This is a genomic window from Pseudomonas nitroreducens NBRC 12694, from assembly GCF_002091755.1.
GTDB lineage: Bacteria > Pseudomonadota > Gammaproteobacteria > Pseudomonadales > Pseudomonadaceae > Pseudomonas > Pseudomonas nitroreducens.
This window is the reverse complement of the sequence record NZ_BDAI01000001.1, coordinates 1,093,645-1,118,783: the sequence shown is the minus strand read 5'-3', so window position 1 is coordinate 1,118,783 and position 25,139 is coordinate 1,093,645. Positions and strand designations below refer to the sequence as shown.

The 25,139-nt window shown below is 64.3% G+C and carries 29 protein-coding genes; 17 read left to right on the top strand and 12 right to left on the bottom strand.

Annotated features, from left to right (window positions below):
• Positions 1 to 8: 8 nt before the first annotated feature.
• Complete coding sequence (locus tag PNI01S_RS05300) at positions 9 to 827, top strand: adenosylcobinamide-GDP ribazoletransferase (RefSeq protein ID WP_178072229.1); 819 nt, start codon at positions 9 to 11, stop codon at positions 825 to 827.
• A 162-nt stretch (positions 828 to 989) separates the two neighbouring features.
• Here the strand turns inward: PNI01S_RS05300 and PNI01S_RS05295 are convergent, their stop codons facing one another.
• Positions 990 to 2,810 (bottom strand): acyl-CoA dehydrogenase C-terminal domain-containing protein, encoded by a 1,821-nt coding sequence (locus tag PNI01S_RS05295; RefSeq protein ID WP_084357536.1) that lies wholly within the window; start codon positions 2,808 to 2,810, stop codon positions 990 to 992.
• A 174-nt stretch (positions 2,811 to 2,984) separates the two neighbouring features.
• Here PNI01S_RS05295 and PNI01S_RS05290 point away from each other — a divergent pair, with 174 nt between their 5' ends.
• The 5 genes from PNI01S_RS05290 to PNI01S_RS05275 all read left to right on the top strand — a co-directional run bounded on the left by PNI01S_RS05290 (position 2,985) and on the right by PNI01S_RS05275 (position 6,500).
• A complete protein-coding gene (locus PNI01S_RS05290) occupies positions 2,985 to 3,401 on the top strand; it encodes a MarR family winged helix-turn-helix transcriptional regulator (protein WP_084357535.1) in 417 nt (138 codons plus the stop codon).
• Between the two features lie 74 nt (positions 3,402 to 3,475).
• A complete protein-coding gene (locus PNI01S_RS05285; protein WP_089285744.1) occupies positions 3,476 to 4,669 on the top strand; it encodes an MFS transporter in 1,194 nt (397 codons plus the stop codon).
• Positions 4,666 to 4,788, top strand: coding sequence for a hypothetical protein (locus PNI01S_RS28595; RefSeq protein ID WP_255302887.1), 123 nt, complete (start codon positions 4,666 to 4,668; stop codon positions 4,786 to 4,788). The genes PNI01S_RS05285 and PNI01S_RS28595 overlap by 4 nt, the downstream gene beginning before the upstream one ends.
• Before the next feature lie 48 nt (positions 4,789 to 4,836).
• Positions 4,837 to 5,388 (top strand): glutathione peroxidase, encoded by a 552-nt coding sequence (locus PNI01S_RS05280; protein WP_037007123.1) that lies wholly within the window; start codon positions 4,837 to 4,839, stop codon positions 5,386 to 5,388.
• A 179-nt stretch (positions 5,389 to 5,567) separates the two neighbouring features.
• Positions 5,568 to 6,500 (top strand): DUF2167 domain-containing protein, encoded by a 933-nt coding sequence (locus PNI01S_RS05275; protein ID WP_038803295.1) that lies wholly within the window; start codon positions 5,568 to 5,570, stop codon positions 6,498 to 6,500.
• Between the two features lie 250 nt (positions 6,501 to 6,750).
• On the opposite strand, the gene PNI01S_RS05270 is transcribed toward PNI01S_RS05275, so the two are convergent.
• Genes PNI01S_RS05270 through purM form a run of 3 tightly spaced genes read right to left on the bottom strand, consistent with a single transcriptional unit; the run spans position 6,751 to position 9,189 of the window.
• Positions 6,751 to 7,467, bottom strand: coding sequence for a DUF3108 domain-containing protein (locus PNI01S_RS05270; RefSeq protein WP_024764562.1), 717 nt, complete (start codon positions 7,465 to 7,467; stop codon positions 6,751 to 6,753).
• 10 nt (positions 7,468 to 7,477) lie between these two features.
• Entirely contained in the window at positions 7,478 to 8,128 is a 651-nt protein-coding gene (purN, locus tag PNI01S_RS05265; protein WP_024764561.1) for a phosphoribosylglycinamide formyltransferase, read from the bottom strand.
• Positions 8,128 to 9,189 (bottom strand): phosphoribosylformylglycinamidine cyclo-ligase, encoded by a 1,062-nt coding sequence (gene purM, locus PNI01S_RS05260; protein WP_084357534.1) that lies wholly within the window; start codon positions 9,187 to 9,189, stop codon positions 8,128 to 8,130. The genes purN and purM overlap by 1 nt, the downstream gene beginning before the upstream one ends.
• Positions 9,190 to 9,402: 213 nt before the next feature.
• On the opposite strand from purM, the gene PNI01S_RS05255 reads away from it, so the two are divergent.
• Positions 9,403 to 10,443, top strand: coding sequence for a DUF2066 domain-containing protein (locus PNI01S_RS05255; protein WP_065085792.1), 1,041 nt, complete (start codon positions 9,403 to 9,405; stop codon positions 10,441 to 10,443).
• A 145-nt stretch (positions 10,444 to 10,588) separates the two neighbouring features.
• Entirely contained in the window at positions 10,589 to 11,293 is a 705-nt protein-coding gene (gene hda, locus PNI01S_RS05250; protein ID WP_024764559.1) for a DnaA regulatory inactivator Hda, read from the top strand.
• Between the two features lie 24 nt (positions 11,294 to 11,317).
• Here hda and PNI01S_RS05245 read toward each other — a convergent pair whose 3' ends face one another.
• From PNI01S_RS05245 to arsC, 3 genes are read right to left on the bottom strand one after another with little or no spacing between them, the layout of a single operon-like run.
• On the bottom strand, positions 11,318 to 11,767 hold the full coding sequence (locus PNI01S_RS05245; protein WP_065085793.1) for a DUF2069 domain-containing protein: 450 nt from the start codon (positions 11,765 to 11,767) through the stop codon (positions 11,318 to 11,320).
• Positions 11,768 to 12,364, bottom strand: a complete 597-nt coding sequence (wrbA, locus tag PNI01S_RS05240; RefSeq protein WP_024764557.1) for an NAD(P)H:quinone oxidoreductase — start codon at positions 12,362 to 12,364, stop codon at positions 11,768 to 11,770.
• Positions 12,361 to 12,714 carry an arsenate reductase (glutaredoxin) gene (arsC, locus tag PNI01S_RS05235; RefSeq protein WP_084357533.1) on the bottom strand — a complete coding sequence of 118 codons (354 nt, stop codon included), beginning with the start codon at positions 12,712 to 12,714 and terminating at the stop codon, positions 12,361 to 12,363. The genes wrbA and arsC overlap by 4 nt, the downstream gene beginning before the upstream one ends.
• 125 nt (positions 12,715 to 12,839) lie before the next feature.
• On the opposite strand from arsC, the gene PNI01S_RS05230 reads away from it, so the two are divergent.
• Together PNI01S_RS05230 and PNI01S_RS05225 are read left to right on the top strand one after the other, a co-directional pair.
• Positions 12,840 to 14,069: a YihY family inner membrane protein gene (locus tag PNI01S_RS05230; RefSeq protein ID WP_024764555.1), complete on the top strand. Its 1,230-nt coding sequence runs from the start codon at positions 12,840 to 12,842 to the stop codon at positions 14,067 to 14,069.
• A gap of 158 nt (positions 14,070 to 14,227) precedes the next feature.
• Positions 14,228 to 14,422: a hypothetical protein gene (locus PNI01S_RS05225; RefSeq protein WP_084357532.1), complete on the top strand. Its 195-nt coding sequence runs from the start codon at positions 14,228 to 14,230 to the stop codon at positions 14,420 to 14,422.
• Between the two features lie 3 nt (positions 14,423 to 14,425).
• On the opposite strand, the gene PNI01S_RS05220 is transcribed toward PNI01S_RS05225, so the two are convergent.
• Positions 14,426 to 14,821 (bottom strand): hypothetical protein, encoded by a 396-nt coding sequence (locus tag PNI01S_RS05220; RefSeq protein WP_037013718.1) that lies wholly within the window; start codon positions 14,819 to 14,821, stop codon positions 14,426 to 14,428.
• A gap of 185 nt (positions 14,822 to 15,006) precedes the next feature.
• Positions 15,007 to 16,416, bottom strand: a complete 1,410-nt coding sequence (locus PNI01S_RS05215; protein ID WP_024764553.1) for a PilZ domain-containing protein — start codon at positions 16,414 to 16,416, stop codon at positions 15,007 to 15,009.
• Between the two features lie 30 nt (positions 16,417 to 16,446).
• On the opposite strand from PNI01S_RS05215, the gene PNI01S_RS05210 reads away from it, so the two are divergent.
• Together PNI01S_RS05210 and PNI01S_RS05205 are read left to right on the top strand one after the other, a co-directional pair.
• Complete coding sequence (locus PNI01S_RS05210) at positions 16,447 to 16,917, top strand: TlpA disulfide reductase family protein (protein WP_065085797.1); 471 nt, start codon at positions 16,447 to 16,449, stop codon at positions 16,915 to 16,917.
• Positions 16,917 to 17,192 carry an acylphosphatase gene (locus PNI01S_RS05205; RefSeq protein WP_024764551.1) on the top strand — a complete coding sequence of 92 codons (276 nt, stop codon included), beginning with the start codon at positions 16,917 to 16,919 and terminating at the stop codon, positions 17,190 to 17,192. Before PNI01S_RS05210 ends, PNI01S_RS05205 begins: the two co-directional genes overlap by 1 nt.
• Before the next feature lie 3 nt (positions 17,193 to 17,195).
• On the opposite strand, the gene PNI01S_RS05200 is transcribed toward PNI01S_RS05205, so the two are convergent.
• Together PNI01S_RS05200 and PNI01S_RS05195 are read right to left on the bottom strand one after the other, a co-directional pair.
• Positions 17,196 to 18,152 carry a YceB family lipoprotein gene (locus PNI01S_RS05200; protein ID WP_084357531.1) on the bottom strand — a complete coding sequence of 319 codons (957 nt, stop codon included), beginning with the start codon at positions 18,150 to 18,152 and terminating at the stop codon, positions 17,196 to 17,198.
• An 8-nt stretch (positions 18,153 to 18,160) separates the two neighbouring features.
• Positions 18,161 to 19,876, bottom strand: coding sequence for a proline--tRNA ligase (locus tag PNI01S_RS05195; protein WP_024764549.1), 1,716 nt, complete (start codon positions 19,874 to 19,876; stop codon positions 18,161 to 18,163).
• A gap of 156 nt (positions 19,877 to 20,032) precedes the next feature.
• Here PNI01S_RS05195 and PNI01S_RS05190 point away from each other — a divergent pair, with 156 nt between their 5' ends.
• Positions 20,033 to 20,395, top strand: a complete 363-nt coding sequence (locus PNI01S_RS05190) for a PaaI family thioesterase (protein WP_089285724.1) — start codon at positions 20,033 to 20,035, stop codon at positions 20,393 to 20,395.
• A gap of 85 nt (positions 20,396 to 20,480) precedes the next feature.
• Here PNI01S_RS05190 and PNI01S_RS05185 read toward each other — a convergent pair whose 3' ends face one another.
• The gene (locus PNI01S_RS05185; protein WP_084357530.1) at positions 20,481 to 21,824 is read right to left on the bottom strand and encodes an OprD family porin; all 1,344 of its coding nucleotides are present in this window, start codon (positions 21,822 to 21,824) and stop codon (positions 20,481 to 20,483) included.
• Between the two features lie 441 nt (positions 21,825 to 22,265).
• Between PNI01S_RS05185 and PNI01S_RS05180 the strand changes: the two genes are divergently transcribed.
• The 4 genes from PNI01S_RS05180 to PNI01S_RS05165 all read left to right on the top strand — a co-directional run bounded on the left by PNI01S_RS05180 (position 22,266) and on the right by PNI01S_RS05165 (position 25,124).
• Entirely contained in the window at positions 22,266 to 22,508 is a 243-nt protein-coding gene (locus PNI01S_RS05180; RefSeq protein ID WP_024763351.1) for a hypothetical protein, read from the top strand.
• A 29-nt stretch (positions 22,509 to 22,537) separates the two neighbouring features.
• Positions 22,538 to 22,963, top strand: a complete 426-nt coding sequence (locus tag PNI01S_RS05175; protein WP_024763352.1) for an HIT family protein — start codon at positions 22,538 to 22,540, stop codon at positions 22,961 to 22,963.
• A 3-nt stretch (positions 22,964 to 22,966) separates the two neighbouring features.
• Positions 22,967 to 23,173 carry a SlyX family protein gene (locus PNI01S_RS05170; protein WP_024763353.1) on the top strand — a complete coding sequence of 69 codons (207 nt, stop codon included), beginning with the start codon at positions 22,967 to 22,969 and terminating at the stop codon, positions 23,171 to 23,173.
• A gap of 250 nt (positions 23,174 to 23,423) precedes the next feature.
• Positions 23,424 to 25,124, top strand: coding sequence for a ShlB/FhaC/HecB family hemolysin secretion/activation protein (locus tag PNI01S_RS05165; protein ID WP_084357529.1), 1,701 nt, complete (start codon positions 23,424 to 23,426; stop codon positions 25,122 to 25,124).
• The last annotated feature ends 15 nt before the right edge of the window (positions 25,125 to 25,139 follow it).

Here is a 25,139-nt window from a genome sequence, read left to right as displayed (position 1 = left end):
GACCTCTGATGAACAACCTGCACCCGGAACGCGACCAGGAAGCCCCCGAGCCGCCTGCTGAAGCGAGTGGCGAAGACGCGTGCGCCGCCCAGCTCAGTGACTGGTGCCTGCCGCTGGTGGCGTTGCAGTTCCTGACTCGCCTGCCGGTGCGCCTGGGGCACATGCCGACGCCGCAGCAGTTCGGCCGCGCCACGCTGTATTACCCGCTGGTGGGCCTGCTGATCGGTTCGGTGCTGTTCGCCATGGGAGAGTTGCTCAGCGGTGTGCACCTGCTGTTGCAGGCGGCACTCATCCTTCTGGTGTGGGTGGCCTTCACCGGCGCGCTGCACCTCGACGGCCTGGCCGACACGGCGGATGCCTGGATCGGCGGGCTGGGCGACCGCGAACGCACGCTCGCAATCATGAAGGACCCGCGCTGCGGCCCGGCCGCGGTGGTCGCCCTGGTGCTGTTGCTGCTGCTGAAGTTCGCGGCGATCACCTCCATTCTCGGCAACCACCAGCACTGGGGTTTGCTGCTGGCGCCCTGGCTGGGTCGCTGCGCGTTGCCGCTGCTGTTCTACACCACCGATTACGCGCGCAAGGGCGGCCTGGGCCAGGCGCTGGCCGATCACCTGCCGCGCGGTGCGATGCCGTGGATGCTGGCGGCCAACGCCGCACTGATGGTGCTGGTGGGCTTGACCGGCATGCTGGCGCTGGCGGTCGCGCTGGTGATGTTCGTTTGGCTGCGCAGCCGCTTCATCGCCCGCCTGGGCGGCACCACCGGGGATACCGCCGGGGCGATGCTGGAGATGATCGAGTGCGCGGTGCTGGTGGCGTTGGCGCTCTAGAGTCCAACGGATAGGCGCGTGGGCTGTTTGTGTAGGAGCGAGCTTGCTCGCGAACTGCAGGGCACCGCTGCTCCCGGGAAGCTTGTTCGCGAGCAAGCCCGCTCCTACAAAATGCCTTCACTCCCGCTCTCCCATGGGAGAGCGGGATAGCTGTGCCTAGCATCAATCGAACGCGAAATGCTCCGTCTTCAACCCCATGATCGACCGTACCGGCTTGGCCATCGCCGCCGCGTGCCCCTTGGCGCGGGGTAGCAGGCGGGCGAAGTAGAAGTCGCTGGTGGCGATCTTCGCCTTGTAGAAGTCGCTCGACTCGCTGCCGCCTTGGCGCAGGCGCTTGCGTGCGGCGGCTTCCTGCAGCGCCCAGGAATACGCCAGCGCGGCGTAGCCGGAGAACATCAGATAGTCGTGGCTGGCGGTGCTCACCAGGTCGCGCTGTTTGCGGGCGGTGAGGGCGATACGCAGCGTGAGGATGTTCCACTGCGCGCAGAGCTTGAGCAGCGTGAGCGCGCGGCCACGCATGGCCGGTTCCTGCTTGAGCAGGTCGACGGCGAATTTCGCCACTTGCCGGGTGAAGTCGCGTACGGCCTTGCCCTGGGTCATCAGCAGCACCTTGCGGCCGAGCAGGTCCAGCGCCTGGATGCCGGTGGTGCCCTCGTAGAGCGTGGCGATCCGCGCATCGCGGACGATCTGCTCCATGCCGTGTTCCTTGATGTAGCCGTGGCCGCCGAACACCTGCATGCCGAGGTTGGCGCTCTCCAGGCCCAGTTCAGTCAGGCAGCCCTTGAGGATCGGGGTGAGGAAGCCGAGCTTGTCGTCCCAGCGGTCGTACTCGGCGTTATCGTTGGTCAGCAGGCCCTGGATCATCTTGTCGGCGTACTGGGTGGCCAGGTAGATCAGCGCGCGGCCGCCCTCGGCCACGGCCTTCTGGGTCAGCAGCATGCGGCGCACATCGCCGTGGTGCATCAGCGTGTCGGCGATCTCCCCCGGCTCCTTGGTGCCGGAAAGGGCACGCATGGAGCGACGCTCGCGGGCATAGGCCAGCGCGCCCTGGTAGGCCAGCTCGGCGGTGGCCACGCCCTGGATCGCGGTGCCGATGCGCGCGCTGTTCATGAAGGTGAACATGCATTCCAGGCCCTTGTTCGGCTCGCCGATCAGGTAGCCGGTGGCGCCGTCGAAGTTCATCACGCAGGTGGCCGAGGCCTTGATACCCATCTTCTTCTCCAGCGCACCGCAGCTCACGCCGTTGCGCGGGCCGAGGGAGCCGCCTTCGCCTGGAAGGAACTTGGGCACGATGAACAGCGAGATGCCGCGCGTGCCTTTCGGTGCATCCGGCAGGCGGGCGAGGACGATGTGCACGATGTTCTCGGTGAGATCGTGCTCGCCCGAGGAGATGAAGATCTTGGTGCCGGTGATGGCGTAGCTGCCGTCGGCGTTGGATTCCGCGCGTGTCTTCACCTGGCCCAGGTCGGTGCCGCACTGTGGCTCGGTGAGGCACATGGTGCCGCCCCAGCGGCCTTCGGTGAGCGGGGTGAGGTAGGTGTGTTTCTGCTCCTCGGTGCCGTGCTGCATCACGGTGTTCATCGCGCCCAGCGACAGGCCCGGGTACATGGAGAACGGCCAGTTGGCGGTGCCCAGCATTTCCTGCTTGAGCGCGCCCAGGCTCATCGGCAGGCCCTGGCCGCCATATTCCACCGGGTGCGACAGGCCCTGCCAGCCGCCGGCCACGTAGGCGTCGTAGGCTTCCTTGAAACCCTTGGGCGTGCGTACTTCGCCGTTCTCCAGGTGGCAGCCTTCCTCGTCGCCGCTGTGGTAGAGCGGGGCGATCACCTCTTCGCAGAGCCTGGCGCATTCGCCGAGGATGGCATCGACCATGTCCGGCGTGGCTTCACCGCCATTCACCAGGTTCTGGTAGTGGCCGGGGAAATCGAAGACTTCGTTGAGCAGGAAGCGGGTGTCGCGCAGCGGGGCTTTGTAGACGGGCATCGGGGACCTCGGACCGTGATGCGCCCCGCCGAAATCGCGGGGCTGGATGGCCGCAGTTATACGGCTGGCGCGATGCGGTGCCCTTGGCTGCGCCAACGCCGGGCGCTGGCAGATGGGACAATCGGTCGCATCGGCCATTGCGCTTGAGCGATTGCGGGTATATACACGTATCCCATGCTGACCACCCAATGTCTCTGTACCAAACTGCGCCGCTCGGCCCGTGCCGTGACCCGCGTCTACGACGATGCCTTGAAAAGCGTCGGGCTGACGACTGCGCAGTTTTCCCTGTTGCGGCATCTGTCGCGGCTGGAGCAGCCGAGCATCTCCGACCTGGCCGAGGCCATGGGCCTGGACCGCAGTACGCTGGGGCGCAACCTCAAGCCGCTGGAAGCCGACGGCCTGGTGAAGCTGGAAGAGGGTGAGGACCTGCGCAACCGCATCGTCGCGCTGACTCCCGCAGGGTTGGAACGCATTGTCCGCGGCGGCGAAGCCTGGGACGCGGCGCAGCAGGATGTAGCGGTCCACCTGGGCGATGACAAGCGTCGGCAACTGGAAGCCCTGCTGGATGAACTGGCCGCGCTGGAGAGCTAGCGCAGGCCAGCGTGCACTGGATACGAACGATTAGAAGCGGGTATATACCCGTGTAGGAGCAAGTGATGTCGAAGCTGTCGCGTACGGGGTTCTGGATACTGCTATCCGGCGCCCTGATCCTCGCCCTGTCCCTGGGCACCCGCCACGGCTTCGGCCTGTTCCTGGCGCCGATGAGCGCCGAATTCGGCTGGGGGCGCGAGACCTTCGCCTTCGCCATCGCCCTGCAGAACCTGATCTGGGGCATCGCCCAGCCGTTCACCGGGGCCATTGCCGACCGCTTCGGCGCGATGCGCACGGTGGTGGTGGGCGGCATCCTCTATGCCATCGGCCTGGTGCTGATGGGCTATTCCGATTCGGCCTTCAGCCTGTCGATGAGCGCCGGCCTGTTGATCGGCATCGGCCTGTCAGGTACCTCGTTCTCGGTGATTCTCGGCGCGGTCGGCCGCGCGGTGCCGCTGGAGCAGCGCAGCATGGCGATGGGCATCTCGGCGGCGGCGGGCTCGTTCGGCCAGTTCGCCATGCTGCCCGGCACGCTCGGGCTGATCAGCTGGCTCGGCTGGTCTGCCGCGCTGCTCGCCCTCGGCCTGATGGTGGCGCTGATCGTGCCGCTGGCCGCGCTGATGAAGGACAAGCCGCTGCCGATGCAGGGTCACGAGCAAACCCTGGCCGAGGCGCTGCGCGAGGCGGCGGGGCATTCCGGCTTCTGGCTGCTGTCTCTGGGCTTCTTCGTTTGCGGCTTCCAGGTAGTGTTCATCGGCGTACATCTGCCGGCATACCTGGTGGACCGTCACCTGCCGGCCACCGTCGGTACCACGGTGCTGGCGCTGGTGGGGTTGTTCAACGTGTTCGGCACCTATATCGCCGGCTGGCTCGGCGGGCGAATGAGCAAGCCCAAGCTGCTCACCGGCCTGTACCTGCTGCGCGGCGTGGTGATCATCGCCTTCCTCTGGGCGCCGTTGACGGTCTGGACTGCCTACCTGTTCGGCATTGCCATGGGCCTGCTGTGGCTGTCCACGGTGCCGCTCACCAACGGCACGGTGGCCACGCTGTTCGGCGTACGCAATCTGTCGATGCTCGGCGGCATCACCTTCCTGTTCCACCAGATCGGCGCCTTCCTCGGCGGTTGGCTGGGCGGCTACGTGTATGACCACACCGGCAACTACGACCTGGTCTGGCAGATTTCCATCCTCCTCAGCCTGCTGGCCGGCCTGCTCAACTGGCCGGTGCGCGAGCGTCCTGTCGAGCGCGCCGCGCTGGGGACGGCGTGAAGCGCCCAGTGGTGATCGCGCTGGTGCTGGGCCTCGGCCTGGCGCTGGCGGGCCTGGCGTGGTGGGGCTGGCAACGTGGTGGCCTCGCGCTGATGCAGTTGGGCATGGGCAGTTGCTGATGCCCGTCGTGCGGGGTAGCGTGACGGGATAATTCGAGGATCACTGCCATGCGTCTTTCCCTGCTCGCTCTCTCTCTTCTCTTGCCGCTGGCGGCCCAGGCCGCCGATTGCCCGGCGCTGCTCAAGACCCAGGGCGAACTGCCCAAACTGCGTTCCAAGGATGTGCTCGACCTGTGCAAGCTGTACGCCGGCAAGCCGCTGGTGATTGTGAATACCGCCAGCCACTGCGGCTTCACCCCGCAATTCAAAGGGCTCGAAGCCGTCTACCAGAAGTACAAGGGCCAGGGCCTGGAAGTACTCGGCGTGCCCTCCGACGATTTCAAGCAGGAAGACGCGGACGCCGCCGAGACCGCGAAGATCTGCTACGGCAACTACGGTGTGACCTTCAACATGACCTCGGTGCAGCACGTCAGCGGCGACGAGGCGATCCCGCTGTTCAAGGACCTCGCCCAGCAGGCCGACCAGGTGCCGCGCTGGAATTTCTTCAAGTACGTAGTGGACCGCCAGGGCAAGGTGGTGGCGGAGTTTTCCAGCCTGACCAAGCCGGATGATCCGGAGCTGCAAGCGGCAATCGAAAAGGCCATCGCCAGCCAGCCGTGAGCGTGCGAATGAGCTCTTCGTAGGAGCGAGCTTGCTCGCCCCTGCAGATGAATGCTGGCTCCGTGCCCGAATGCAGAAATTTCCTGTTACAGACCGGCTGGGTCAGTGAGACAATCCGTGCCCGGCGCCACCACCGGTGGCCGCCGATGTCATGGATTCGATTCAGGAGATTCACCCCTATGGATGGCAAAGCCCTCTTCCTCGTTGCCTTGCTCGCCCAGGCCGTCGCTGCCCCGGCGTTCGCTGCACCCGCTACGTCCAACCAGAGCGAAGCCCCCGCGGCTGCCGCTGCGCCTGCCGCCGAGTCGGACGAGGAGATGTCGCCCGAGACCTTCGTCGCCAGCCTGCATTTCCAGAAGGGCAAGGTGGTGGTGGGCGACAACCTCGCCACCTTCGACCTGCCGGATAATTTCGTCTTCCTCGACAGCAAGGATGCCGAGCGCGTGCTGGAAGCCTGGGGTAACCCGCCCAGCTCCGAGCCGCCGCTGGGCATGCTGATGCCGGCCGGCGTCTCGCCTTTCGAAGCCGCCTCCTGGGCAGTGACTGTGCAATACGAGGAGAGCGGCTACGTGTCCGACGAGGACGCGGCGAAGATCGATTACGCCGAGATGCTCAAGGACATGCAGGACGACCTCAAGCAGGCCAATCCGCAGCGCGAGCAGCAGGGTTTCGAGGCCATCCAGCTGATTGGCTGGGCCGCGCCGCCGCGTTACGACGCCGCCGAGAAGAAGCTCTACTGGGCCAAGGAGCTGCAGTTCGGCGACGCCAAGGAGCACACGCTGAACTACAACATCCGCGCGCTGGGCCGCAAAGGCGTGCTGGTGCTGAATTTTGTCGCGGGCATGGAGCAACTGCCGGAAATCGAGAAGAACGTCGGCAAGGTATTGGCGATGACCGAGTTCAACCCGGGCAACCGCTACGTCGACTTCAATCCCAGCGTCGACAAGGTTGCCGCCTACGGCCTGGGCGCGCTGATCGCCGGCAAGGTTGCCGCCAAGGTCGGGCTGTTCGCCACCCTGCTGGTTCTGCTGAAGAAGCTGTGGATCGTCCCGGCCCTGGCCATCGGCTGGATCGCACGGCGATTCAAGCGCAAGCCGTCGAACGAAGGCTGATTCTCCAAGCAAGGAAAAGCCGGGCGTTGCCCGGCTCTTTCGTTTCTGCGCCACTCGTGGCGTAGGCCCTGTGGGTGCGAGGGGGCGCCATCGTTATTGCCCGCGGATCGACCAACATCGATGTCGCCGGGTGGCTCTGTTCGCGAGCAAGGACTGGGCTTCCCCCTCGTTCCTACGAAGCGCTGTACGCCGCAGTGAGCGGCCAATAAAAAAGCCGGGCATCGCCCGGCTTTTCTTGTGCGCTGAAGGATCAGCCTTTCTCGCCCTGAACCGCCTTGCCGTTCACGGTGCCTTCCTTGAGCATGATCTGGTACTCCTTGCCGTCGGACTCCTGCTGGTACAGGCGCACGAGGAGGAAGTCCCAATCCTTGGCAAACCAGAGGATGGTCTTGCGGTTGCTCTTGGTGGGGTCACGCACGCGCTCCACCTTGATCGCGGTGATCAGGCCGGCCTGGGTACGCACCTTCTCCTCGCCGAGAACACGGAAGTCGTAGGTATCGACGTCGGTTCCCTCGATGACCTGGTAGCTCATGGCCTTCTTGCCAACGGCCACGTCATGCTGCAGCGCGAGTTGGTAGGTGGACTTGTCCAGTTGGCCCTTGTTCAGCGGCTGGCGTACCTGGTCGCCACGGTCGCTGCCCAGCACCTGCTTCTCGGCCCAGTCGAAATCGAGCTCGGTCTGCTTGTTCTTGCCCAGGCCTTCGCGGGCCCAGCGGTAGGTCAGCGGCAGGTAGGTGTCGTTCTCGACCTTGAACGTGCTGTTCTCGGTCAGGCTGGCGAGCAGCATGGAGGCCTTGAAATTCAGCTCCCAGCGGCCGCCGTCGCCTTGCTTGAGGCTGCGGGAGGCGGTGCCGCTGATGGGCATCTGCTTCCAGTCGGCGGTGTAGCTGGCGTCGAACGGTTCCAGCTCATAAGCCTGGGCCGGCAGGGTCAGCACGGCCATCAGGAATAACAGAGCTCTACGCATCGCGAATCTCCTAGGTTCGGTACGAATGGCCGGATGCGGGCAGAAGCTCCCCATCCAGCATGGCGCCATGTTCGCCGAGCCTGACTCGGCCTTCGGCGAACCAGCGCATGGCCAGCGGATAGATCACATGTTCCTGCACGTGCACGCGCTGGGCCAGCGTTTCCGGCGTGTCGTCAGACTCTACCGGGATTGCCGCCTGTACGACCAGAGGCCCACCATCAAGTTCCTCCGTGACGAAGTGTACGCTGCAGCCGTGCTCGGCATCGCCAGCCTCCAGCGCCCGCTGGTGCGTGTGCAGGCCCTTGTACTTGGGCAACAGGGACGGATGGATGTTCAGCAGGCGGCCCTGATAGTGACGCACGAAGTCCGCGCTGAGGATGCGCATGAAGCCGGCGAGCAGCACCAGGTCGGCGTCGAAGCCATCGATGGCCTGGATCAGCGCGGCATCGAAGCTTTCGCGGTCGGCGTAGGCCTTGTGGTCGAGGAAACGGGTCTCGATGCCGGCCTTACGCGCGCGCTCCAGGCCGTAAGCGTCCGCGCGGTTGGAGATCACCGCGCGGATCACTGCCGGCGTGTCGGCGCCGGCGAGACTGTCGATCAGGGCTTGCAGGTTGCTGCCGGAGCCGGAAATCAGCACCACGACATTGCAAGGTGTGGACATCAGTGGCCTTTCAGGTTGTGCAGGACCACGCGCTCGGCGTCGGCGGCACAAGCCTCGATGCGGCCGATGACCCACGGCTGCTCGCCGGCGTCACGCAGGGCCTTCAGGGAAGCATCGACCTGATCCTGGGCGACGCAGATGACCATGCCGACGCCGCAGTTCAGCACGCGGTGCATCTCGGTCTCGTCGACGTTGCCTTTTTCCTGCAGCCAGTCGAAGACCGCCGGGCGCTGCCAGCTGGCTACATCGACCACCGCCTGGGCGTTGTCCGGCAGTACGCGCGGGATGTTGTCCAGCAGGCCGCCGCCGGTAATGTGGGCCATGGCCTTGACCGCGCCGGTCTGCTTGATCAGTTGCAGCAGCGGCTTGACGTAAATGCGGGTCGGGGCCATCAGCAGGTCGGCGAGGGGCTTTCCGTTCAGCTGGGTGGATTCGATGTCGGCGCCGGAGACTTCGATGATCTTGCGGATCAGCGAGTAACCGTTGGAGTGCGGGCCGGAGGAGGGCAGGGCGATCAGGGCGTCGCCGGCAACCACTTTCGAGCCGTCGATGATTTCCGATTTTTCCACCACGCCGACGCAGAAGCCAGCCAGGTCGTAGTCTTCGCCTTCGTACATGCCCGGCATTTCGGCGGTCTCGCCACCGACCAGGGAGCAGCCGGCCAGCTCGCAGCCGGCGCCGATGCCGGTGACCACGGTGGCGGCCACGTCGACATTGAGTTTGCCGGTGGCGTAGTAGTCGAGGAAGAACAGTGGCTCGGCGCCGCAGACGACCAGGTCGTTCACGCACATGGCGACCAGGTCCTGGCCGATGCTGTCGTGCTTGTTCAGGTTCAGCGCCAGGCGCAGCTTGGTGCCGACGCCATCGGTGCCGGACACCAGCACGGGTTGCTTGTAGCCAGCCGGGATTTCGCACAGAGCGCCAAAGCCACCCAGGCCTCCCATCACTTCAGGACGTGCGGTGCGCTTGGCGACGCCTTTGATGCGTTCGACCAGGGCTTCGCCGGCGTCGATGTCCACACCGGCGTCCTTGTAGCTCAACGAGGGTTGCTTGCTGCTCATAAATCCAGGCCTATAGAAGGGATGATTCGTCTTGCCGCCGGGTGCGCCGTTTGCGCTTCCCGGCCTGCGCGGGAGGCGCGGGATTTTATCAGGCTTGCCCGGCAGCGGCCATCTCGCGCTGTTGCCGCTGGCCGGACGGCTGTTTAAGGTATAGGCCTTCCTTGCCGTCGCGTTTGTCGACGGTGCCTTCGTTTTCCTGCGCGAGAACCCGCCATGCGCCTGACCGCCCGCCTGTTGATCCTCTGCCTGACGCTGTTCAGCCTGCCGTCCTTCGCTGAAACGCTGGGCAACCTGTACCAGGTGCACGAACCGGTCGCCTCCCAGCAGCCGGACGAGCGCAACGCCGGCCTGACCCGCGCCCTGCAGACCCTGGTACTGCGCCTGACCGGCAATGCCAGCGCTGCGCAGAGCCCGGCCCTGGCCGGCTACTTCAAGGACCCGCAGCAACTGATCAGCCAGTACGGCTTCGAGAATGGCCCGCCCATGGCGCTGGTGGTGGACTTCGACCCGACTGCCACCGACAACGCCCTGCGCCAGGCCGGCCTGCCGGTCTGGGGTGCCAGCCGCCCGAGCGTGCTGGCCTGGTGGCTAAACGAAAGCGCCAACGGCAGCAGCCTGGTCGGCGACAGCCAGGAAGCCTCCGCCCCGCTGAACCGCGCCGCCCAGCGCCGCGGCCTGCCGCTGCGCCTGCCGATCGCCGACCTCAGCGAACAGCAGGTCGGTACTCCCGAAAATCTCAACGCCGCCCAGCCGGATGTTTTGAAGTCCGCCTCCGAACGCTACGGCGCCGATGCCCTGCTGGCGGTGGACGCCAAGGAAGCCGACGGCAAGTGGACCGCCACCTGGCGCGTGTGGATGGGCGACAGCCGCGAACAGGGCCAGGCCCAGGGCGATACCCCGGACGCGCTGGCCGATGCGGTAATGCTCGGCGTGTCCCAGCGCCTGTCGCAGCGTTTCGTCGGTTCGGCAGGCTCGGCTTCGGCCCAGGTCCTGCAGATCGAGGGCGCCGACCTGGCGCGCTACGCCGAAGTCTCGCGCCTGCTGGAGCCCATGGGCGCCAAGCTGGTGGAGGTACAGGGCAACCGTCTCGTCTACCGCGTCACCGCCAGCCCCGAGCAACTGCGTGCGCAACTGGCTCTGGCCCGCCTGCAGGAAGCCCCGGCGGAGCCGGCGCAACCGGCGGTCGACGCCAATGGCCAACCGGTGCCGAACGCGGCCGTGCCGGCGCAGAACACCCTGCGCTTCCACTGGTAATGAGCCCTGCGGAGGCGGGCAAAGTCCCGCTTCCCGGCGCCGGTGGCTCTGAGTCGCACGTGGTAGCTGCGTTATCCTTCTGATTTGGATAAACTTTCAGTCACCAAGGCCCACCCCAAGCGATTGAAGAAACGCCCGGCCCGGCATGACTCCTATGCAGCTCCCACTCAGCGTACGTCTGCGCGATGACGCAACGTTCGCCAACTACTACCCCGGTGCCAACGCCGCGGCGCTCGGCTATGTCGAGCGTCTGTGCGAGCCCGAGGCGGGGTGGACGGAAAGCCTGATCTATCTCTGGGGCGCCGAAGGCGTGGGCCGCAGTCACCTGCTGCAGGCTGCCTGCATTCGTTCCGAGCAACTGGGTGAGCCGTCCGTCTACCTGCCGATGGCGGACCTGGTGGCCTACGGTCCGGAAATCTTCGACAACCTCGAACAGCGCGAGCTGGTGTGCCTGGACGATCTCGACGCCCTGGCCGGCAAGCGCGAATGGGAAGAGGCGCTGTTCCACCTGTTCAACCGCCTGCGCGATTCCGGCCGCAAGCTGCTGCTGTCGGCCTCGGTGTCGCCGCGCGAGCTGGGGGTGAAGCTGCCGGACCTGAAATCCCGCCTGACGCTCTCGCTGATCTTCCAGCTGCACCCGCTGACCGATGACGAGAAGCTGCGCGCCCTTCAGCTGCGCGCCTCGCGCCGTGGGCTGCACCTGACCGATGAAGTGGGGCGCTTTATCCTTACCCGTGGCGCGCGCAGCATGCAGTTCCTCTTCGACCTGCTGGACGAGCTGGACAAGGCTTCGCTGCAGGCGCAGCGCAAGCTGACCATTCCCTTCCTCAAGGAAACCATGGGCTGGTAAGCCCCGGTTTCCCCGACTCCCTTATCAGACGCTCGTCGCTTCCTGCTGCGGTTCCTGGCCTTCGCCGGCCAGCTTGCGGTCGTACTGGAAGCGCCAGCGCGTGTACATCAGCGCCGAGCAGAACAGCGACACGCTGAGGATGATCTCCGCCCAGCCGAAGATGGCGTGGTTGGGATCGAAGGCGTTGAGCACGCCGAGGATGAAGTACAGGTTGATCACGTAGCACGCCCAGGCATGGCCACGCGCGCTACCGATCAGGATGCCCGGCGCCACGACCAGCAGCGGCAGCAGCTTGAAGCCCAGGAACACCCAGGGTACCCAGCGCGCGCCGCCGTGGGCGTCGGCGAACAGCAGGTCCCAGATGACGATGAGCAGGATCAGCCCGATGAAGCTGCCCAGCGCCACCGCGCGGCTGGCGGCCAGCCGGGGTTTGAGCCAGTCCATGGGCGGCAGCGGTTTGTTCTTGCGGGCCATTCAGCTCTCCAGTTTGCGGGCGACTTCGGCCAGGCGCTTTCCGAGCGCGCGGCACAGGGTGATCTCGTGTTCGTCCAGGCTGCGCTTGCCATCGGCGCCGGCGAAATGGCTGGCGCCGTAAGGCGTGCCGCCGCCGCGGGTTTCCAGCAGGGCGGGCTCGCTGTAGGGAATGCCGGTGACGATCATGCCGTGGTGCAGCAGTGGCAGCAGCATCGACAGCTGGGTGGTTTCCTGGCCGCCATGCAGGCTGGCGGTCGAGGTGAAGACTGCCGCCGGCTTGCCTACCAGGCCACCGGTCAGCCACAGGCTGCTGGTGCCATCGAGGAAGTACTTGAGCGGCGCGGCCATGTTGCCGAAGCGGGTCGGGCTGCCGAGGACCAGGCCGGAGCAGTCCTTCAGGTCATCCAGGGTGGCGTAGAGCGCGCCTTCTGCCGGAATGTCCGGGGCGACGGCTTCGCACTCGGTGGACACCGCCGGCACTGTGCGCACGCGCGCTTCCAGGCCGCCGGCCTCGACGCCGCGGGCAATCTGCCGGGCCATTTCGGCGGTGGCGCCGTGGCGGCTGTAGTAGAGGACGAGGACGTAAGGCGCGCTCAAGGCAGGATCTCCAGAACCTTCTCCGGCGGGCGGCCGATCACCGCCTTGTCGCCGACGACGAGGATCGGCCGCTCGATCAGCTTGGGATGGCTGGCCATTGCCTCGATCAGTCGGTCGTCGCCCAGTGCCGGGTTGGCCAGGTTCAGCTCCTTGTATTCGTCCTCGCCGGTGCGCAGCAGTTGGCGTGCGCCGATACCCAGCTTGCCGAGCAGCGCCTTGAGTTCGGCCGCGCTGGGCGGAGTTTCCAGGTAGCGGATGATCTCGGGCTGGATGGCGCGTTCCTCGAGCAGTTCGAGGGCGCCGCGGGATTTGGAGCAGCGCGGATTATGAAAAAGTGAAATCTGGCTCATGTGCCGGGACTCGCAAGGCCGATGAAGTGGCGGCTATTCTAACCGCCTCCTCGGACTGGACTGAACCGCTGTCGTTCGCCGCGATCTACGAGGACGGTTTTTTCAGTGCAGCCAAAGGACACTTCATGCACGAACGCTTGCAGGGCCTGGTCGAATTCGGCCGCTATCTGGTCCAGCGCTTCCTGGCCGACAAGGCGCCCAACAGCGCCGCGGCCCTGACCTACACCACGCTGTTCGCGGTCGTCCCGATGATGACGGTGACCTTCGCCATGCTCTCGGCCGTACCGGCCTTCGAGGGCATGGGCGAGCGCATCCAGCTGTTCGTGTTCCGCAACTTCGTGCCCTCTACCGGCGAGGCGGTGGAGGCCTACCTGCGCAACTTCACCGTGCAGGCGCGCCACCTGACCTGGCTGGGCGTGGCCTTCCTGGCGGTGACTGCGTTCACCATGCTGGTGACCATCGAGAAGGCCTTCAACGCCATCTGGCGTGTGCGTCAACCACGGCGGGGCGTAACGCGCTTCCTGCTGTACTGGGCGATCCTCAGCCTGGGCCCGTTGCTGCTGGGGACCGGTTTCGCCGTGTCCACCTACATCACTTCGCTGTCGCTGCTCTCCGGTCCCCATGCGCTGCCGGGTGCGGCGATGCTGCTGAAGTTCATGCCATTGCTGGCCAGCGTGGCGGCCTTCACCCTGATCTATGCGGCGGTGCCCAACGCGCGGGTGCCGTTCCTGCACGCCCTGGCCGGCGGGGTGTTCACCTCGATCCTGTTCGAAGCGGCGAAGTCGCTGTTCGGCTTCTATGTCAGCTTCTTCCCCGGCTACAAGCTGATCTACGGTGCCTTCGCCACGGTGCCGCTGTTCCTGCTGTGGATCTACCTGTCGTGGCTGATCGTGCTGTTTGGTGCGGAGCTGGTCTGCAACCTGTCGTCGACCCGGCTCTGGCGTCGACGCGCCATGCCACGCCTGCTGGTCATCCTCGGCGTACTGCGGGTGTTCTTCGACCGCCAGCGCCATGGCTTGCCGACGCGCCTGGCGCACCTGCATCGGGCGGGCTGGTTGCTGCCGGAAGACGAGTGGGAAGAGGTGCTGGATTTCCTGGAGGGCGAGCAACTGGTCTGCCGCGCCGGCTCGACCACCGCGGCCTGGGTGCTGTGCCGCGACCTGGGCAGCTACAGCCTGCACCACCTGCTCAACCGCAGCCCCTGGCCATTGCCGTGTCTGGAGGCCTTGCCGACGACTCTGGATGAGCCGTGGTACCCGCAGTTGCGAGAAACGCTGGCGCGCTATCAGGCTGACCGACAGGAGCTGTTCGGCGATAGCCTGGCGAAATGGTTGAAGCCGTCACATTCCGAGTGACGCAAAACGTCAGTTTGCGGCGAATCTGATTCTGTCGCGGCTTTGTACCACTTCAGGAAATGCGCCAATTCTCGCTATTTCAGAATTGGCACAGTTCTGGCTATGGAGGTAACAGGACACAGAAGTCCTTCAGAAGTTCCTCCAAGGCCAGCGAATCCATGAAAAAAGACCAGAACAACGTAGTGCACCTGCATCAGCGCGATCTGACGAGCGCTCTGGAGCGGTTGAATCGAATCACTGGTCTGCAATTCAGCCGCTGGCCTGAATCGCTCCTGCCGTCCGTCCCGCACGACAACGCCGAAAGCGTTGCGACCGAGTCGTCGGATGAAACTCCGGTGCGACAGCTGGGCTGACCCTTAGAGGCTGGTGGCTACCGGACGCGCGGCGCCCGCCTGTTGCTCTACCGCCTGCATGAAGACCTCCTCGGCAATCACCCGCGACAGAGGAACGGCCGCGCGAAGCTTGATCTGCGCATCCTCGATCCGCAGGGAGAACGGCAGTCGGGCCACACCTGAGAGCAGGATGCGACTCTGTTTATTGACCGTGCCATGGTCGATCACCACTTCCCGGCTGCGCTCCCCATCGCGGTAGTTGAGCAACAGTGTCACCGGCAGGTCCGCTACGCCGGGCAGATGTAGCCAGACCGCGACATTGAAGTCGGCCAGCCGTCCTCCATTCGCCGCATTGGCCGGCCGGGCGCTGGCGACAATATGGCTGGGAACCTTGCTGACAAGCTGGTCTGTAGGCTGCATCTGGCTGTCCTGTCGCTGGAGGCTGGCGTGCATGGCGCCAGTCGCATTCTGAAGGCCGCTGAGTTATCGGCGAGCGAGAATCGTCCCGAGAGTCAGAACGAACGTTCGAATTATAGGGAGGCAGATGCCTGGCATATCGGGCCTACTGCCGATCTTGCCTGTGACATCTCTCCCAAAATCGACAATCAGGCCAGGCGCAGCGGGTGGCGAGCTACCAGTGGCGTGCTGAGGTTGGCTGCCGGCAGGGGCAGGATGGTCTGGTTGTCGAAGCTGGCCAGCTGCAGCCAGAGGTTCTCGCCTTCGACGAATTGCCCCTGGGCGACCCAGAGCCCGTGATACCAGCCGTTGCCCGGTTCCGGTGTGCTCTGCAGCACGCCGGGGTGACGCTGCGCGTCAGGTGCGCGGCGCAGCCAGACCGGGCGGGGAAGCCCTTTGAGGTAACGCAGGCCCAGGTGCAGCCCGTCACTGTTGAGGTGTCGCCAGCGCACCACGGCCAGGGTGGGAGTGCCGCCGTTGCTGGGGATCAGCAGGAGTTGGCCGACCGGGAGCTGCCCGGCCTGCTGGCCGGAACAGAGAATGCGCGCGCCGCCCGCGCTGGCATCCATCAGCGTGGCTTCCCGGCAGGGGCTGGCTGAGCTGTCCAGCAGGTGCTGCTGGATGGCTGGGAGGCCGACTACCACGCGGCAGTTGCCGGTTTGTTCTGCACGCTCATGGCGGCGCGTCTGGTGGCCCAGCCAGTGGTGGCGGACGCGATCCAGCAGTGCGCCTTGCTCCAGTCGACGCAGCGGCGCGGGATCGTGCAGGGCGATCAGCAGGGCACCCAGTTCCAGCCGGCGCAGTTGCTCCTTCGGGGCATCGCGTGCCTGCTCTGCGGCCAGGCACGGTTGGTCAGAGCCCAGGTCGACCACGAAGCCTTCCTGTTCCTCATCGTCCCAGGGCAGCAGTCGACCCAGTGCGGCCAGCGGTGCCAGCGCGCTGAACAGTTGCGGGGCTTCCCCTTCGGTCAGGTGGAACGGATTGCTCAGGGCCAGCAGCAGGATCTGCTGGTACAGCCCGCGCAAGGTGCCTGCGGGCACCGGGTCGAAAGCGGCGGCAACCGGCTCGTCCAGGCACTCCTGATGCTCGCCGATCCAGTAGAGCAGGTGGCTGTCACGCCAGAGGCTGCCGGGCGGCTGCTGGTATTGCTGGTAATGGCGCAACAGGGCCTGGGCGAGGAAATGCTGGGCCATGTACAAGCACCAGGCCATGTGCGGCCGCGAAGGCTTGTGGCCGTGCAGGATCTGCAGCAACAGGCGCTTGAAGCCGGCGGCCAGCTCGCTGCAGAAGTGCACGAACAACGCCGGCGGCGTCTTTTCCTGGCGGATCAGCCGTTCGTAATGCCGGTATTCTTCGCTGAGGCTTTGCAGGGCGCGCTGCCTTTCCAGTAAGGTCAGCGCGCATCGGTTGAGGCGGAACAGCGTGCCCAGAGCCTTCTGCAAACCTTCCTGCAGGGGTTGCTGCCGCGATTCCTGGAGCCCGGCCGCCAGGTTGCTCATTGCCTCGGCGTCTTCTTCGAGGATGTCCGGCACCTCCAGGCGCAGGGCATCGAGCATCATGACCACCCCGCATACACGAGGATTGAAGGCATGGGAGTGCGGCTCCGTATTGTGATGGGCTTGATGGCCGGCCTGATCCTGGCCGGCTGCTCGGCGGACTATGGCACCGATCAGCATGGACAGAAAGTACCCGCTGCCGGCGTAGATGGCCAGTGGCTAGTTATTAATTACTGGGCCGAGTGGTGCGCGCCCTGTCGCAAGGAGATTCCCGAGCTGAATCACCTGGCGGAGGAGGGCAAGGCCAAGGGCTTCCGGGTGCTGGGGGTGAACTTCGATGGGCTGCGTGATGCGGACCTGGCAAAGGCTTCACAGGCGCTGGGCGTGCAATACACCGTGCTGGCCGATGACCCCGCACCGCGGTTCAGCCTGCCGCGCAGTGAAGCCTTGCCTGTAACCTACATCGTCGACCCTGAGGGCAAGCTGCGCGAGCAGTTGCTCGGCGAGCAGACCGCCGCCGGCGTGCTGGCGCGCCTTGGCGCGTTGCGCGAGGAGAAACAGTAATGGCCAGGATCTGTCTGCACGGCTACATCAGCGGCAAGGTACAGGGTGTTTATTACCGCCAGAGCACCCAGGAGCAGGCCGAGCGCCTGGAAATCGACGGCTGGGTACGCAACCTCGAAGATGGGCGCGTGGAGCTGTTGGTCGAAGGCGAGGAAGACGCGGTACGCGAGCTGGAGAAATGGTTGGCGCGCGGGCCGGTGAAGGCGAAGGTGGCGGCGGTGGAGCTGCAGCCGATGACACCCCAGGGCATCACCGGCTTCATCGTTCGCCGCTAGGTGTCAGTTGCTGACGCCGGGGTCCGCTGCCAGGCGACCGGCGTCGGTCATCAGGCTGTGGAGGAACTCCTTCTGCAGCTCCGGATCGTTGCGGGTCAGCTCGATCAGGCTCTGTTCCAGTTCGCTCGCTTCCTCTTCCAGGCCCAGGTCGGAGAGGCGTTTCACCCGGTGTACCCAGTGGTGCACATCGTCACCTTCCAGGTCATCGTAAATCAGCGCGTGGGCTTCCTGCAGCTTGCCGCGCAGAGAGCGGCTGACCAGCAGGCTGGCGTCGGCGCGGGTGTCGTCGGAAGGGTCCTGGACGCTGAACTGCAGGCGGCCGATGCGGCTGACCTCGTCGTCGCTGAACGGGCCTTCCAGCAGATTCAGGCGCAGCACGCCGTGACGGTCGGTCAGCAGCTCCTGTGAGTTCTTGCCGGCGGTGACGGTCACCGGGCGCTTCGACCAGGGCAGGCTGGAGTACTCGGTGCGCTTGTCGCGCTGTTTTTCGTCGATCGAGGCCAGGTTCTGCTCGGCACGGCCGTTGGACTCGACGTTCATGAACGGATTCATGCCATCGATGCCGTAGCGGATCCAGCCGCGGGTGACGCTCTCGGGCAGGTTGCCCAGGGCGAACACGTTGACCACGTTGGCGCCGATACCGCCAACGAAGGCGACGACGCCCAGCGGCATTTCGTAGACCTTGCGCCAGCCCTGGTACGGCGTGTAGCGGTCGTAGCGGCGGGTGACCTCGAACTCGGTGACTTCGAAGGTCTTCTGTTCCTGCACGCGAATACGCCGCTGCGGCAGTTCCAGCGTGCCCGGGGTGCCCACGTCGATCTGCAGGCTGTGGTCGAGCAATTTGCGCTCGACACGCTCTTCATGCTCGCTGCGTTGCGGCAGCTGGTTGGCGCAGCCGCTCAGCAGAAGGCTGCCGCACAGGGCGGCAGCCACGAGGCTTGAGGTACTTCGGGTGGACATCGCTCTGCTCAGTTGCCGATCTTGGCCGTGATGAAAGCTTGCAGGTCGGACAGGGCGACAGGCTGCGACTCGGCGTCACGGCGACCCTTGTACTCCAGGGTGCCTTCGTCCAGGCCGCGCTCGCTGACCACGATGCGGTGCGGGATGCCGATCAGCTCCATGTCGGCGAACTTCACGCCGGGGCTGGTCTTCTTGTCGCGGTCGTCCAGCAGCACTTCGAAGCCAGCGGCGGTGAGGTCCGCGTAGAGCTTGTCAGTGGCGGCGCGCACGGCCTCGTTCTCGTACTTCATCGGCACGATGGCGATCTGGAAGGGCGCCAGGGCGGCCGGCCAGAGGATGCCGCGGTCGTCGTAGTTCTGCTCGATGGCGGCGGCGACTACGCGGGATACACCGATGCCGTAGCAGCCCATGATCAGGGTGACCGGCTTGCCGTTCTCGCCCAGTACGGCAAGCTTCATGGCTTCGCTGTACTTGGTGCCGAGCTGGAAGATGTGGCCCACTTCGATGCCGCGACGAATCACCAGCGTGCCCTTGCCGTCCGGGCTCGGGTCGCCTTCCACGACGTTACGCAGGTCGGCGACTTCCGGCACCGGCAGGTCGCGTTCCCAGTTCACGCCGAAGTAGTGCTTGTCGTCGACGTTGGCGCCGGCGGCAAAGTCGCTCATCAGGGCGACGGAGCGGTCGATGATGCAGGGCAGCGGCAGGTTCAGCGGGCCGAGGGAGCCGGGCGCGGCGCCGATGGCGGCCTTGATGTCCGCTTCGCTGGCCATCTGCAGGGGGCTGGCCACCAGCGGGTGGTTGCCGGCCTTGATCTCGTTGAGTTCGTGGTCGCCACGGACGACCAGGGCGATCAGCTTGCCTTCCTCGGCGGCGTGCACCACCAGGGTCTTGATGGTCTTCTCGATCGGCAGGCCGAACTTCTCCACCAGGGCGGCGATGGTCTTGGTCTCGGGAGTATCGACCAGGCGCAGTTCTTCGCTGGCAGCGCCACGAGCGGTCTCGCGGGGCAGGGCCTCGGCCTTCTCGATGTTGGCGGCGTAATCGGTGGACTCGCCGAAGACGATATCGTCTTCACCGGATCCGGCCAGCACGTGGAATTCGTGGGAACCACTACCGCCGATGGAGCCGTTGTCCGCCTGCACGGCACGGAAATCCAGGCCGAGGCGGGTGAAGATCTTGCTGTACGCGCCATACATGACATCGTAGGTCGCCTGCAGCGAGTCCTGACTGGCGTGGAAGGAGTAGGCATCCTTCATGATGAACTCGCGGCCACGCATCAGGCCGAAGCGCGGACGGATCTCGTCACGGAACTTGGTCTGGATCTGGTACATGTTGATCGGCAGCTGCTTGTAGCTGTTCAGCTCATTGCGTGCCAGATCGGTAATCACTTCCTCGTGCGTCGGGCCGACGCAGAAGTCGCGGTCATGACGATCCTTCAGGCGCAGCAGCTCGGGGCCGTACTGCTGCCAGCGACCGGATTCCTGCCACAGTTCGGCGGGCTGGATGGCCGGCATCAGCACCTCCAGGGCACCGGCGGCGTTCATTTCTTCGCGAACGATGGTCTCCACCTTGCGCAGCACCCGCAGACCCATTGGCAGCCAGGTGTACAGACCGGACGCCAGCTTGCGGATCATGCCGGCGCGCAGCATCAGCTGATGGCTGATCACGACCGCATCGGAAGGGGTTTCTTTCAGGGTGGACAGCAGGTACTGACTGGTACGCATCTTTGGCCGTTTTGTCGGTTGCGAAGGGGAATATAGGCTGGGCATTGTACGGTGCAGGTCTGGCTGCGTACAGGGCGCGGCGGACGGAGAGGGAGGAGTGGCGTGAGTCGTTTAACTGCGGCGCAGGTACAGGCGTTCATTCGCGCGGGATTGCCCATGGCGGACGACATGGATCTGCGCATCGATGCACTGGAAGGACGCAGCGCCTTCGTGCGGGTTCCGTTCCACGGGCGGATGGTGCGTCCGGGGGGTACGGTCTCCGGGCCGACCATCATGTCGCTGGCGGATGCGGCGATGTACGCAGTGATTCTGGCGCAGCTGGATAACGTCGAGATGGCTGTTACTTCCAACCTCAATATCAACTTTCTCAGCAAGCCGAAGCCGGAAGATCTGTTGGCGGAAGCCAAGATATTGAAACTCGGTCGGCGGCAGGTGGTTTGCGAAGTAGCTGTCTACTCGGTCAGCAATCCCGAGGAATTGGTCGCCCATGTGACTGGGACTTATGTATTGCCGATGTAACGGATACGTTCGAAGTTGTAGGTAAGTTGCAATAAAAAAGCCCGGCAGAAGCCGGGCTTTTTAGTTACCTGCGGTTCGTTCTGTATTACAGGACGGACAGCGGGTAGTCGACGATCAGGCGGAACTCGTCGGCGTCGCCATCCAGCTGAGTGGAGTTGGCGCGGTGCCAGGCTTGGCGGATGCGGAAGGACAGATCCTTCGCCGGGCCTTCCTGGATCACATATTTGGCTTCGACGTTGGTTTCGTGGTGCTTGTCGTCGTCACCGTAGAGGCCTGCGTAGCTGTACTGGCCGTTGGTCGGTGCGTGGCTACCGTCGATGTCGGTACCCTTGATGTAGCGAGCCATGAAGGTCAGGCCCGGCACACCGTACTCGGCCATGTTCAGGTCGTAGCGAGCCTGCCAGGATTTCTCGCCCGGGCCGTTGAAGTCGGAGTATTGCACGGAGTTGGCGAGGAAGATGGAGTCGCCGCCCTTGTTGCCGTTGCGATCGCCTTCCTGGCCACCTACACCGAGGTAGTCGAACGGAGTGTCACCGTTCACTTTCTGGAAGGCCAGGGTGAAGGTGTGGGCGCTCAGGGTGTAAGCGGCAGCCAGGGAGAAGGTGTTGTTGTTGATGTCGCCGGCGAGCGACTTACCTTCGTCCTGGGTGTTGTAGTAGTTGAAGTCCAGGCCCAGGGATTGATTCTCGGCAACCGCCAGGGTGTAGTTCAGGTTGACGTAGTACTGGTTCCAGATGTCTTCCAGCTTGGAGCCGTACAGCGAAGCGCTGAAGCTATCGTTGAATGCGTACTTGCCGCCGATGAAGTCTGCGGACTTGGCCGGAGCTCCAGCGTAGGTGGCGTAGAGCTCGCCATCACGGGCGGTGGTGGTCTGGCTGGTGGACGAGTAGAAGTGACCGGCTTCAACGTCAAGGCCTTCGATCTCGCTGCTCATCAGGCTGAGGCCGCTGGCGGTCTGCGGAACCGGGCGGGTGCCGCCTACGGCGAACACCGGGTTGGCAGGCTGCATGTCGCCGGCCTTCAGCTCGGTCTTGGAGACGCGAACCTTGATGGCTGCGCCAGCTTTGCCGTAATCGTCGGCAGGACGGCCGTCATTTTCGACGGGCAGGTTACCGGTGCCCGTAGTGCCGCGACCGCCATCCAGCTTGATGCCGAGGTAGCCGAAGGCATCAACGCCGAAACCAACGGTGCCTTGGGTAAAGCCGGAGTTGTAGGTTGCCCAGAAGCCTTGAGTCCAGTCTTTGGAGTCGTGGGAACCATTGAAGTTGTTGCGATTGAAGTAGTAGTTGCGAACCAGGAAGTTCAGGCTGCTGTCTTCGACAAAGCCTTTAGCGTCAGCCTGATTACCTACGAAGGGTTCGGCCATTGCCAGTTGTGTGCTGCCTGCAGAAACCGCCAGGGCGATGGCGCTCCACTTCATCACTTTCATTGTGATTGCTCCTTTGGTTTTGAAATTATCTGCCATCACAGTGCCGCGGTGACGGCTCATTCTTTTTGTCGGCGCTAACTTATAGCACGCGTGTTCAGTTGGCGATAGTTGCCCAAATAAACACACGGAAACGTTACGGGACTGTCGCAAAGCTGCATGACACATGTCGCATTCAAGCAGTTTCGATGTTGCAAAAAGAGGTTGTCCCCCTCATTGCTCCAATGTTGCTTCAGTCTTGTGGTTTTGCTCTCCCTCAACCACTTCATGCTTTCTCACGCTTCCGCGCCCACTTTCTGAAAGGGGTGGCCGTCGGAGCGATGTCCTTGCATCTAGCAACAACCGTGCACAAATGCCCGGAGCCGCTTTCACAGTGCGCGTCTTGCGACGTGTTGGCGCCATTTCACGGCTTCTGTTGGGGATTTGCAACATGGAAGCGCGCCGATGTCGTTTTCCGACATTCCGCAGATCCCGCTGTTTAAACGATTTTTCAGCGCTGATGGCCGGGATTGCCGTGTGGTTTCCTGCACGCGCCTGTTGTCGGGATATGCCAATTCGCGTCATGCCCGATACTGGGGCAAGGCCTTGGGCGGCTTGCTCCGGGATGGGGCTGCGCCTGAGCATGTTCGCCGCAACGGCTCTCTAGTATTCTTCGCGCCCTTCGGCTCCTTCGCGGAGCTAGGCTAAAACAAGGCTCGTCGAGCAGGAGAAGTCTTATGTTCGCCCTGGATTCCCGTCTCCAGCAGGACACCGTTGCACTGGGGGATTTCCCACTGAGCAGCCTGCTGCTGATGAATGACTCACAGTACCCCTGGTTCATCCTGGTGCCGCGCCGCGAGGATGTGAGCGAAATCTTCCAGCTGGACGTCGCTGACCAGCAACAGCTGTGGCGCGAGGCGACCCAACTGGCTGAAGTGCTCAAGGACACTTTCGATGCCGACAAGATGAACGTCGCCAACCTGGGCAACGTCGTCAGTCAGCTGCACGTGCACGTCATCGTGCGCAAGGCAAGCGATGCCGCCTGGCCGGGCCCGGTTTGGGGCAAGCACGCGGCTGTGCCTTATAAAGAAGAAGAGCTGGCTCGCCTACGCGAGAAATTGCGCATGGTGCTGGGCGACGGTTTTCGCTTCAGCCAGGAGTAAGTGATGGATCTGGAAAAACGGATGGCCGATCTGGAGAGCCGACTGGCCTTCCAGGATGACGCGCTACAGACAATGAGCGATGTGGTCTATGAGCAGGAGCGGGTGATCGAGCGCCTGCGCCTGCAGATGCAGGCATTGCTCAAGCGCCTGGAAGACCTGCAGGGGCAGGTGGGTGTCTCGGACGACGAGGCGCCTCCTCCCCATTATTGAGCAGCAAGCGCCCGGTTTCCCAACACCACCTTGCTGAGCGCAAAGTCATCTCCCGGCAACTGTTGCGCATTCCTGAGCTGTGACAATCGGGCGCACAGGCAACTGCTGCTTGTGCGCAATGTCTCCCAGAAAATGGGAAACAGCCTACATTTCATCGGGATAATGGCCTAAGGGCATCATGTATCAAATATGATCCAATCCGTCTTTTGGGATGGACTGGCCGCTCGGCCGGAAGACGGGGATCGTAAGGATGCGTGTTCTCTACCGTGGCTGGATGCCGGTCCTGGCATTCTGCTGTGCTTCGGCAAGCTTTGCTGCACCACTGCCCACACCGGGTGACAACGACCTCCAGCGTCAGCGCCAGGAACAACTCCTGCGTGAGCAGCAGAAGCGCCTGGAGGAGCTCCAGCAGCTCCCTGGCAAGGCGCCCAGCGAGGAACGCCCGACCACCGCGCCGGACACCCGTTGCTTCACTATCCGCAGCATCAGCCTCGAAGGTGCCGAGCACCTCGATGCGCGTTCGCGTGAAGCGCTGCTGGCGCCTTATCGCGACCAATGCCTGGGGGTCAACCAGCTCAACGAGTTGCTCAAGGGCATCACCGACCATTACCTCTCCCGAGGTTTCGTTACGACCCGCGCCTACCTGCCGCAGCAGGACCTTTCCAGTGGCGAGCTGAAGGTCATCGTGGTCGAAGGGCGCTTCGAAGGTTTCGACCAGTCGGAGCTGGCCAGTGATCGCGAACTGGCCATGACCTTTCCCGGTGCCACCGGTGACGTCTTGAACCTGCGCGAGCTGGAGCAACTGGTCGACCAGATCAACCGCCTGCCCTCACGCCAGGCACAGATGGAGCTGGTGCCAGGCCAGGAAGTGGGCGGCAGCCGGGTGCAGCTCAAGGGTGAGCGCAGCAAGCCCTGGCGCGTCTCCGCCAGCCGCGATAACAACGGCGATGCGACCTCCGGCGAGCAGCAGGCCGGTGTCGGCCTGGACTGGGATAGCCCGCTGGGCCTGGCCGACCAGTTCGGCCTGCGTTATGGCGAGGACGTGGTCAGCGACCACTGGAAGCACTCCGACAACCAGAGCCTGTGGTACAGCGTTCCCTATGGGTGGTGGACCTTCAACTACAGCTACAGCCGCAACTACTACCGCACCCGCAACGAAGACGCCGGCTTCGCCTTCAAGTACGACGGCGACAACGAGACCCACCAGCTCGGCGCCGAGCGCGTGTTGTATCGCGACGATGTGAGCAAGACCGGGGTGAACTTCGGACTCAGCCACCAGCGCACCCGCAACTACATCGACGACACTCTGCTGGATGTCTCCAGCACCCACCTCAGTGAGTTTCGCTTTGGCCTCAACCATGGCCGGCGCATCGGCAGCGCCTTCGTCAACGCCGATATCGGCTGGCAGCGCGGCATCGGCGCCTTCGGCGCACAGGACGACGATCATGCTGCGCCTCATGGCAGCCCCACCGCCCGCTACAACAAATACAGCCTGATCCTGAGCTACCTGCAGCCGTTCACGCTGTGGGACCAAGCCTTCAGTTTCGAAAGCCTCGCCACCGGCCAACACAGCGAGGATGTGCTCTATAGCCCACAGCGCATCAGCCTGGGCGGCCTCAGCTCGATCCGTGGCTTCAAGGACCAGACCCTCTCCGGCGACTCCGGCTACTACTGGCGCAACCAGTTGCGCTGGCGCCGCGCCGTGACCTGGGAGCCGTTGCTGCCTTGGGTGCAGGAGTACGGTGTCGCCTACGCCTATGACGTCGGCGCCATCGAGCACGGCCGCTATAACCAGGGCCTCTCCGGTCGCATGAGTGGCCACGGCGTGGAATTCAGCGCGCGCGGGCAGTACGCCGCCGCCTCCGTCATCCTGGCGCGCTCGCTGGAGCGTCCCGACATCATCGAGCGACGCGAACACCCGGTTTATTTCCGCGTCGATCTCTTCTTCTGAACCGCTTCGCTCTTT

Bases quoted from the DNA above. Each gene is read 5' to 3' on its own strand.
- PNI01S_RS05185 (WP_084357530.1), bottom strand. From the start codon at position 21,824: ATGAAAGTGATGAAGTGGAGCGCCATCGCCCTGGCGGTTTCTGCAGGC.
- PNI01S_RS05190 (WP_089285724.1), top strand. From the start codon at position 20,033: ATGGCGGACGACATGGATCTGCGCATCGATGCACTGGAAGGACGCAGC.
- arsC (WP_084357533.1), bottom strand. From the start codon at position 12,714: ATGAGCCAGATTTCACTTTTTCATAATCCGCGCTGCTCCAAATCCCGC.
- PNI01S_RS05195 (WP_024764549.1), bottom strand. From the start codon at position 19,876: ATGCGTACCAGTCAGTACCTGCTGTCCACCCTGAAAGAAACCCCTTCC.
- hda (WP_024764559.1), top strand. From the start codon at position 10,589: ATGACTCCTATGCAGCTCCCACTCAGCGTACGTCTGCGCGATGACGCA.
- PNI01S_RS05255 (WP_065085792.1), top strand. From the start codon at position 9,403: ATGCGCCTGACCGCCCGCCTGTTGATCCTCTGCCTGACGCTGTTCAGC.
- PNI01S_RS05175 (WP_024763352.1), top strand. From the start codon at position 22,538: ATGTTCGCCCTGGATTCCCGTCTCCAGCAGGACACCGTTGCACTGGGG.
- PNI01S_RS05200 (WP_084357531.1), bottom strand. From the start codon at position 18,152: ATGTCCACCCGAAGTACCTCAAGCCTCGTGGCTGCCGCCCTGTGCGGC.
- PNI01S_RS05295 (WP_084357536.1), bottom strand. From the start codon at position 2,810: ATGCCCGTCTACAAAGCCCCGCTGCGCGACACCCGCTTCCTGCTCAAC.
- PNI01S_RS05215 (WP_024764553.1), bottom strand. From the start codon at position 16,416: ATGATGCTCGATGCCCTGCGCCTGGAGGTGCCGGACATCCTCGAAGAA.
- PNI01S_RS05270 (WP_024764562.1), bottom strand. From the start codon at position 7,467: ATGCGTAGAGCTCTGTTATTCCTGATGGCCGTGCTGACCCTGCCGGCC.
- PNI01S_RS05225 (WP_084357532.1), top strand. From the start codon at position 14,228: ATGAAAAAAGACCAGAACAACGTAGTGCACCTGCATCAGCGCGATCTG.
- PNI01S_RS05205 (WP_024764551.1), top strand. From the start codon at position 16,917: ATGGCCAGGATCTGTCTGCACGGCTACATCAGCGGCAAGGTACAGGGT.
- PNI01S_RS05170 (WP_024763353.1), top strand. From the start codon at position 22,967: ATGGATCTGGAAAAACGGATGGCCGATCTGGAGAGCCGACTGGCCTTC.
- PNI01S_RS05180 (WP_024763351.1), top strand. From the start codon at position 22,266: ATGTCGTTTTCCGACATTCCGCAGATCCCGCTGTTTAAACGATTTTTC.
- PNI01S_RS05275 (WP_038803295.1), top strand. From the start codon at position 5,568: ATGGATGGCAAAGCCCTCTTCCTCGTTGCCTTGCTCGCCCAGGCCGTC.
- PNI01S_RS05230 (WP_024764555.1), top strand. From the start codon at position 12,840: ATGCACGAACGCTTGCAGGGCCTGGTCGAATTCGGCCGCTATCTGGTC.
- PNI01S_RS05245 (WP_065085793.1), bottom strand. From the start codon at position 11,767: ATGGCCCGCAAGAACAAACCGCTGCCGCCCATGGACTGGCTCAAACCC.
- PNI01S_RS05300 (WP_178072229.1), top strand. From the start codon at position 9: ATGAACAACCTGCACCCGGAACGCGACCAGGAAGCCCCCGAGCCGCCT.
- PNI01S_RS05280 (WP_037007123.1), top strand. From the start codon at position 4,837: ATGCGTCTTTCCCTGCTCGCTCTCTCTCTTCTCTTGCCGCTGGCGGCC.
- purN (WP_024764561.1), bottom strand. From the start codon at position 8,128: ATGTCCACACCTTGCAATGTCGTGGTGCTGATTTCCGGCTCCGGCAGC.
- purM (WP_084357534.1), bottom strand. From the start codon at position 9,189: ATGAGCAGCAAGCAACCCTCGTTGAGCTACAAGGACGCCGGTGTGGAC.
- PNI01S_RS05165 (WP_084357529.1), top strand. From the start codon at position 23,424: ATGCGTGTTCTCTACCGTGGCTGGATGCCGGTCCTGGCATTCTGCTGT.
- PNI01S_RS05210 (WP_065085797.1), top strand. From the start codon at position 16,447: ATGGGAGTGCGGCTCCGTATTGTGATGGGCTTGATGGCCGGCCTGATC.
- PNI01S_RS05220 (WP_037013718.1), bottom strand. From the start codon at position 14,821: ATGCAGCCTACAGACCAGCTTGTCAGCAAGGTTCCCAGCCATATTGTC.
- PNI01S_RS05290 (WP_084357535.1), top strand. From the start codon at position 2,985: ATGCTGACCACCCAATGTCTCTGTACCAAACTGCGCCGCTCGGCCCGT.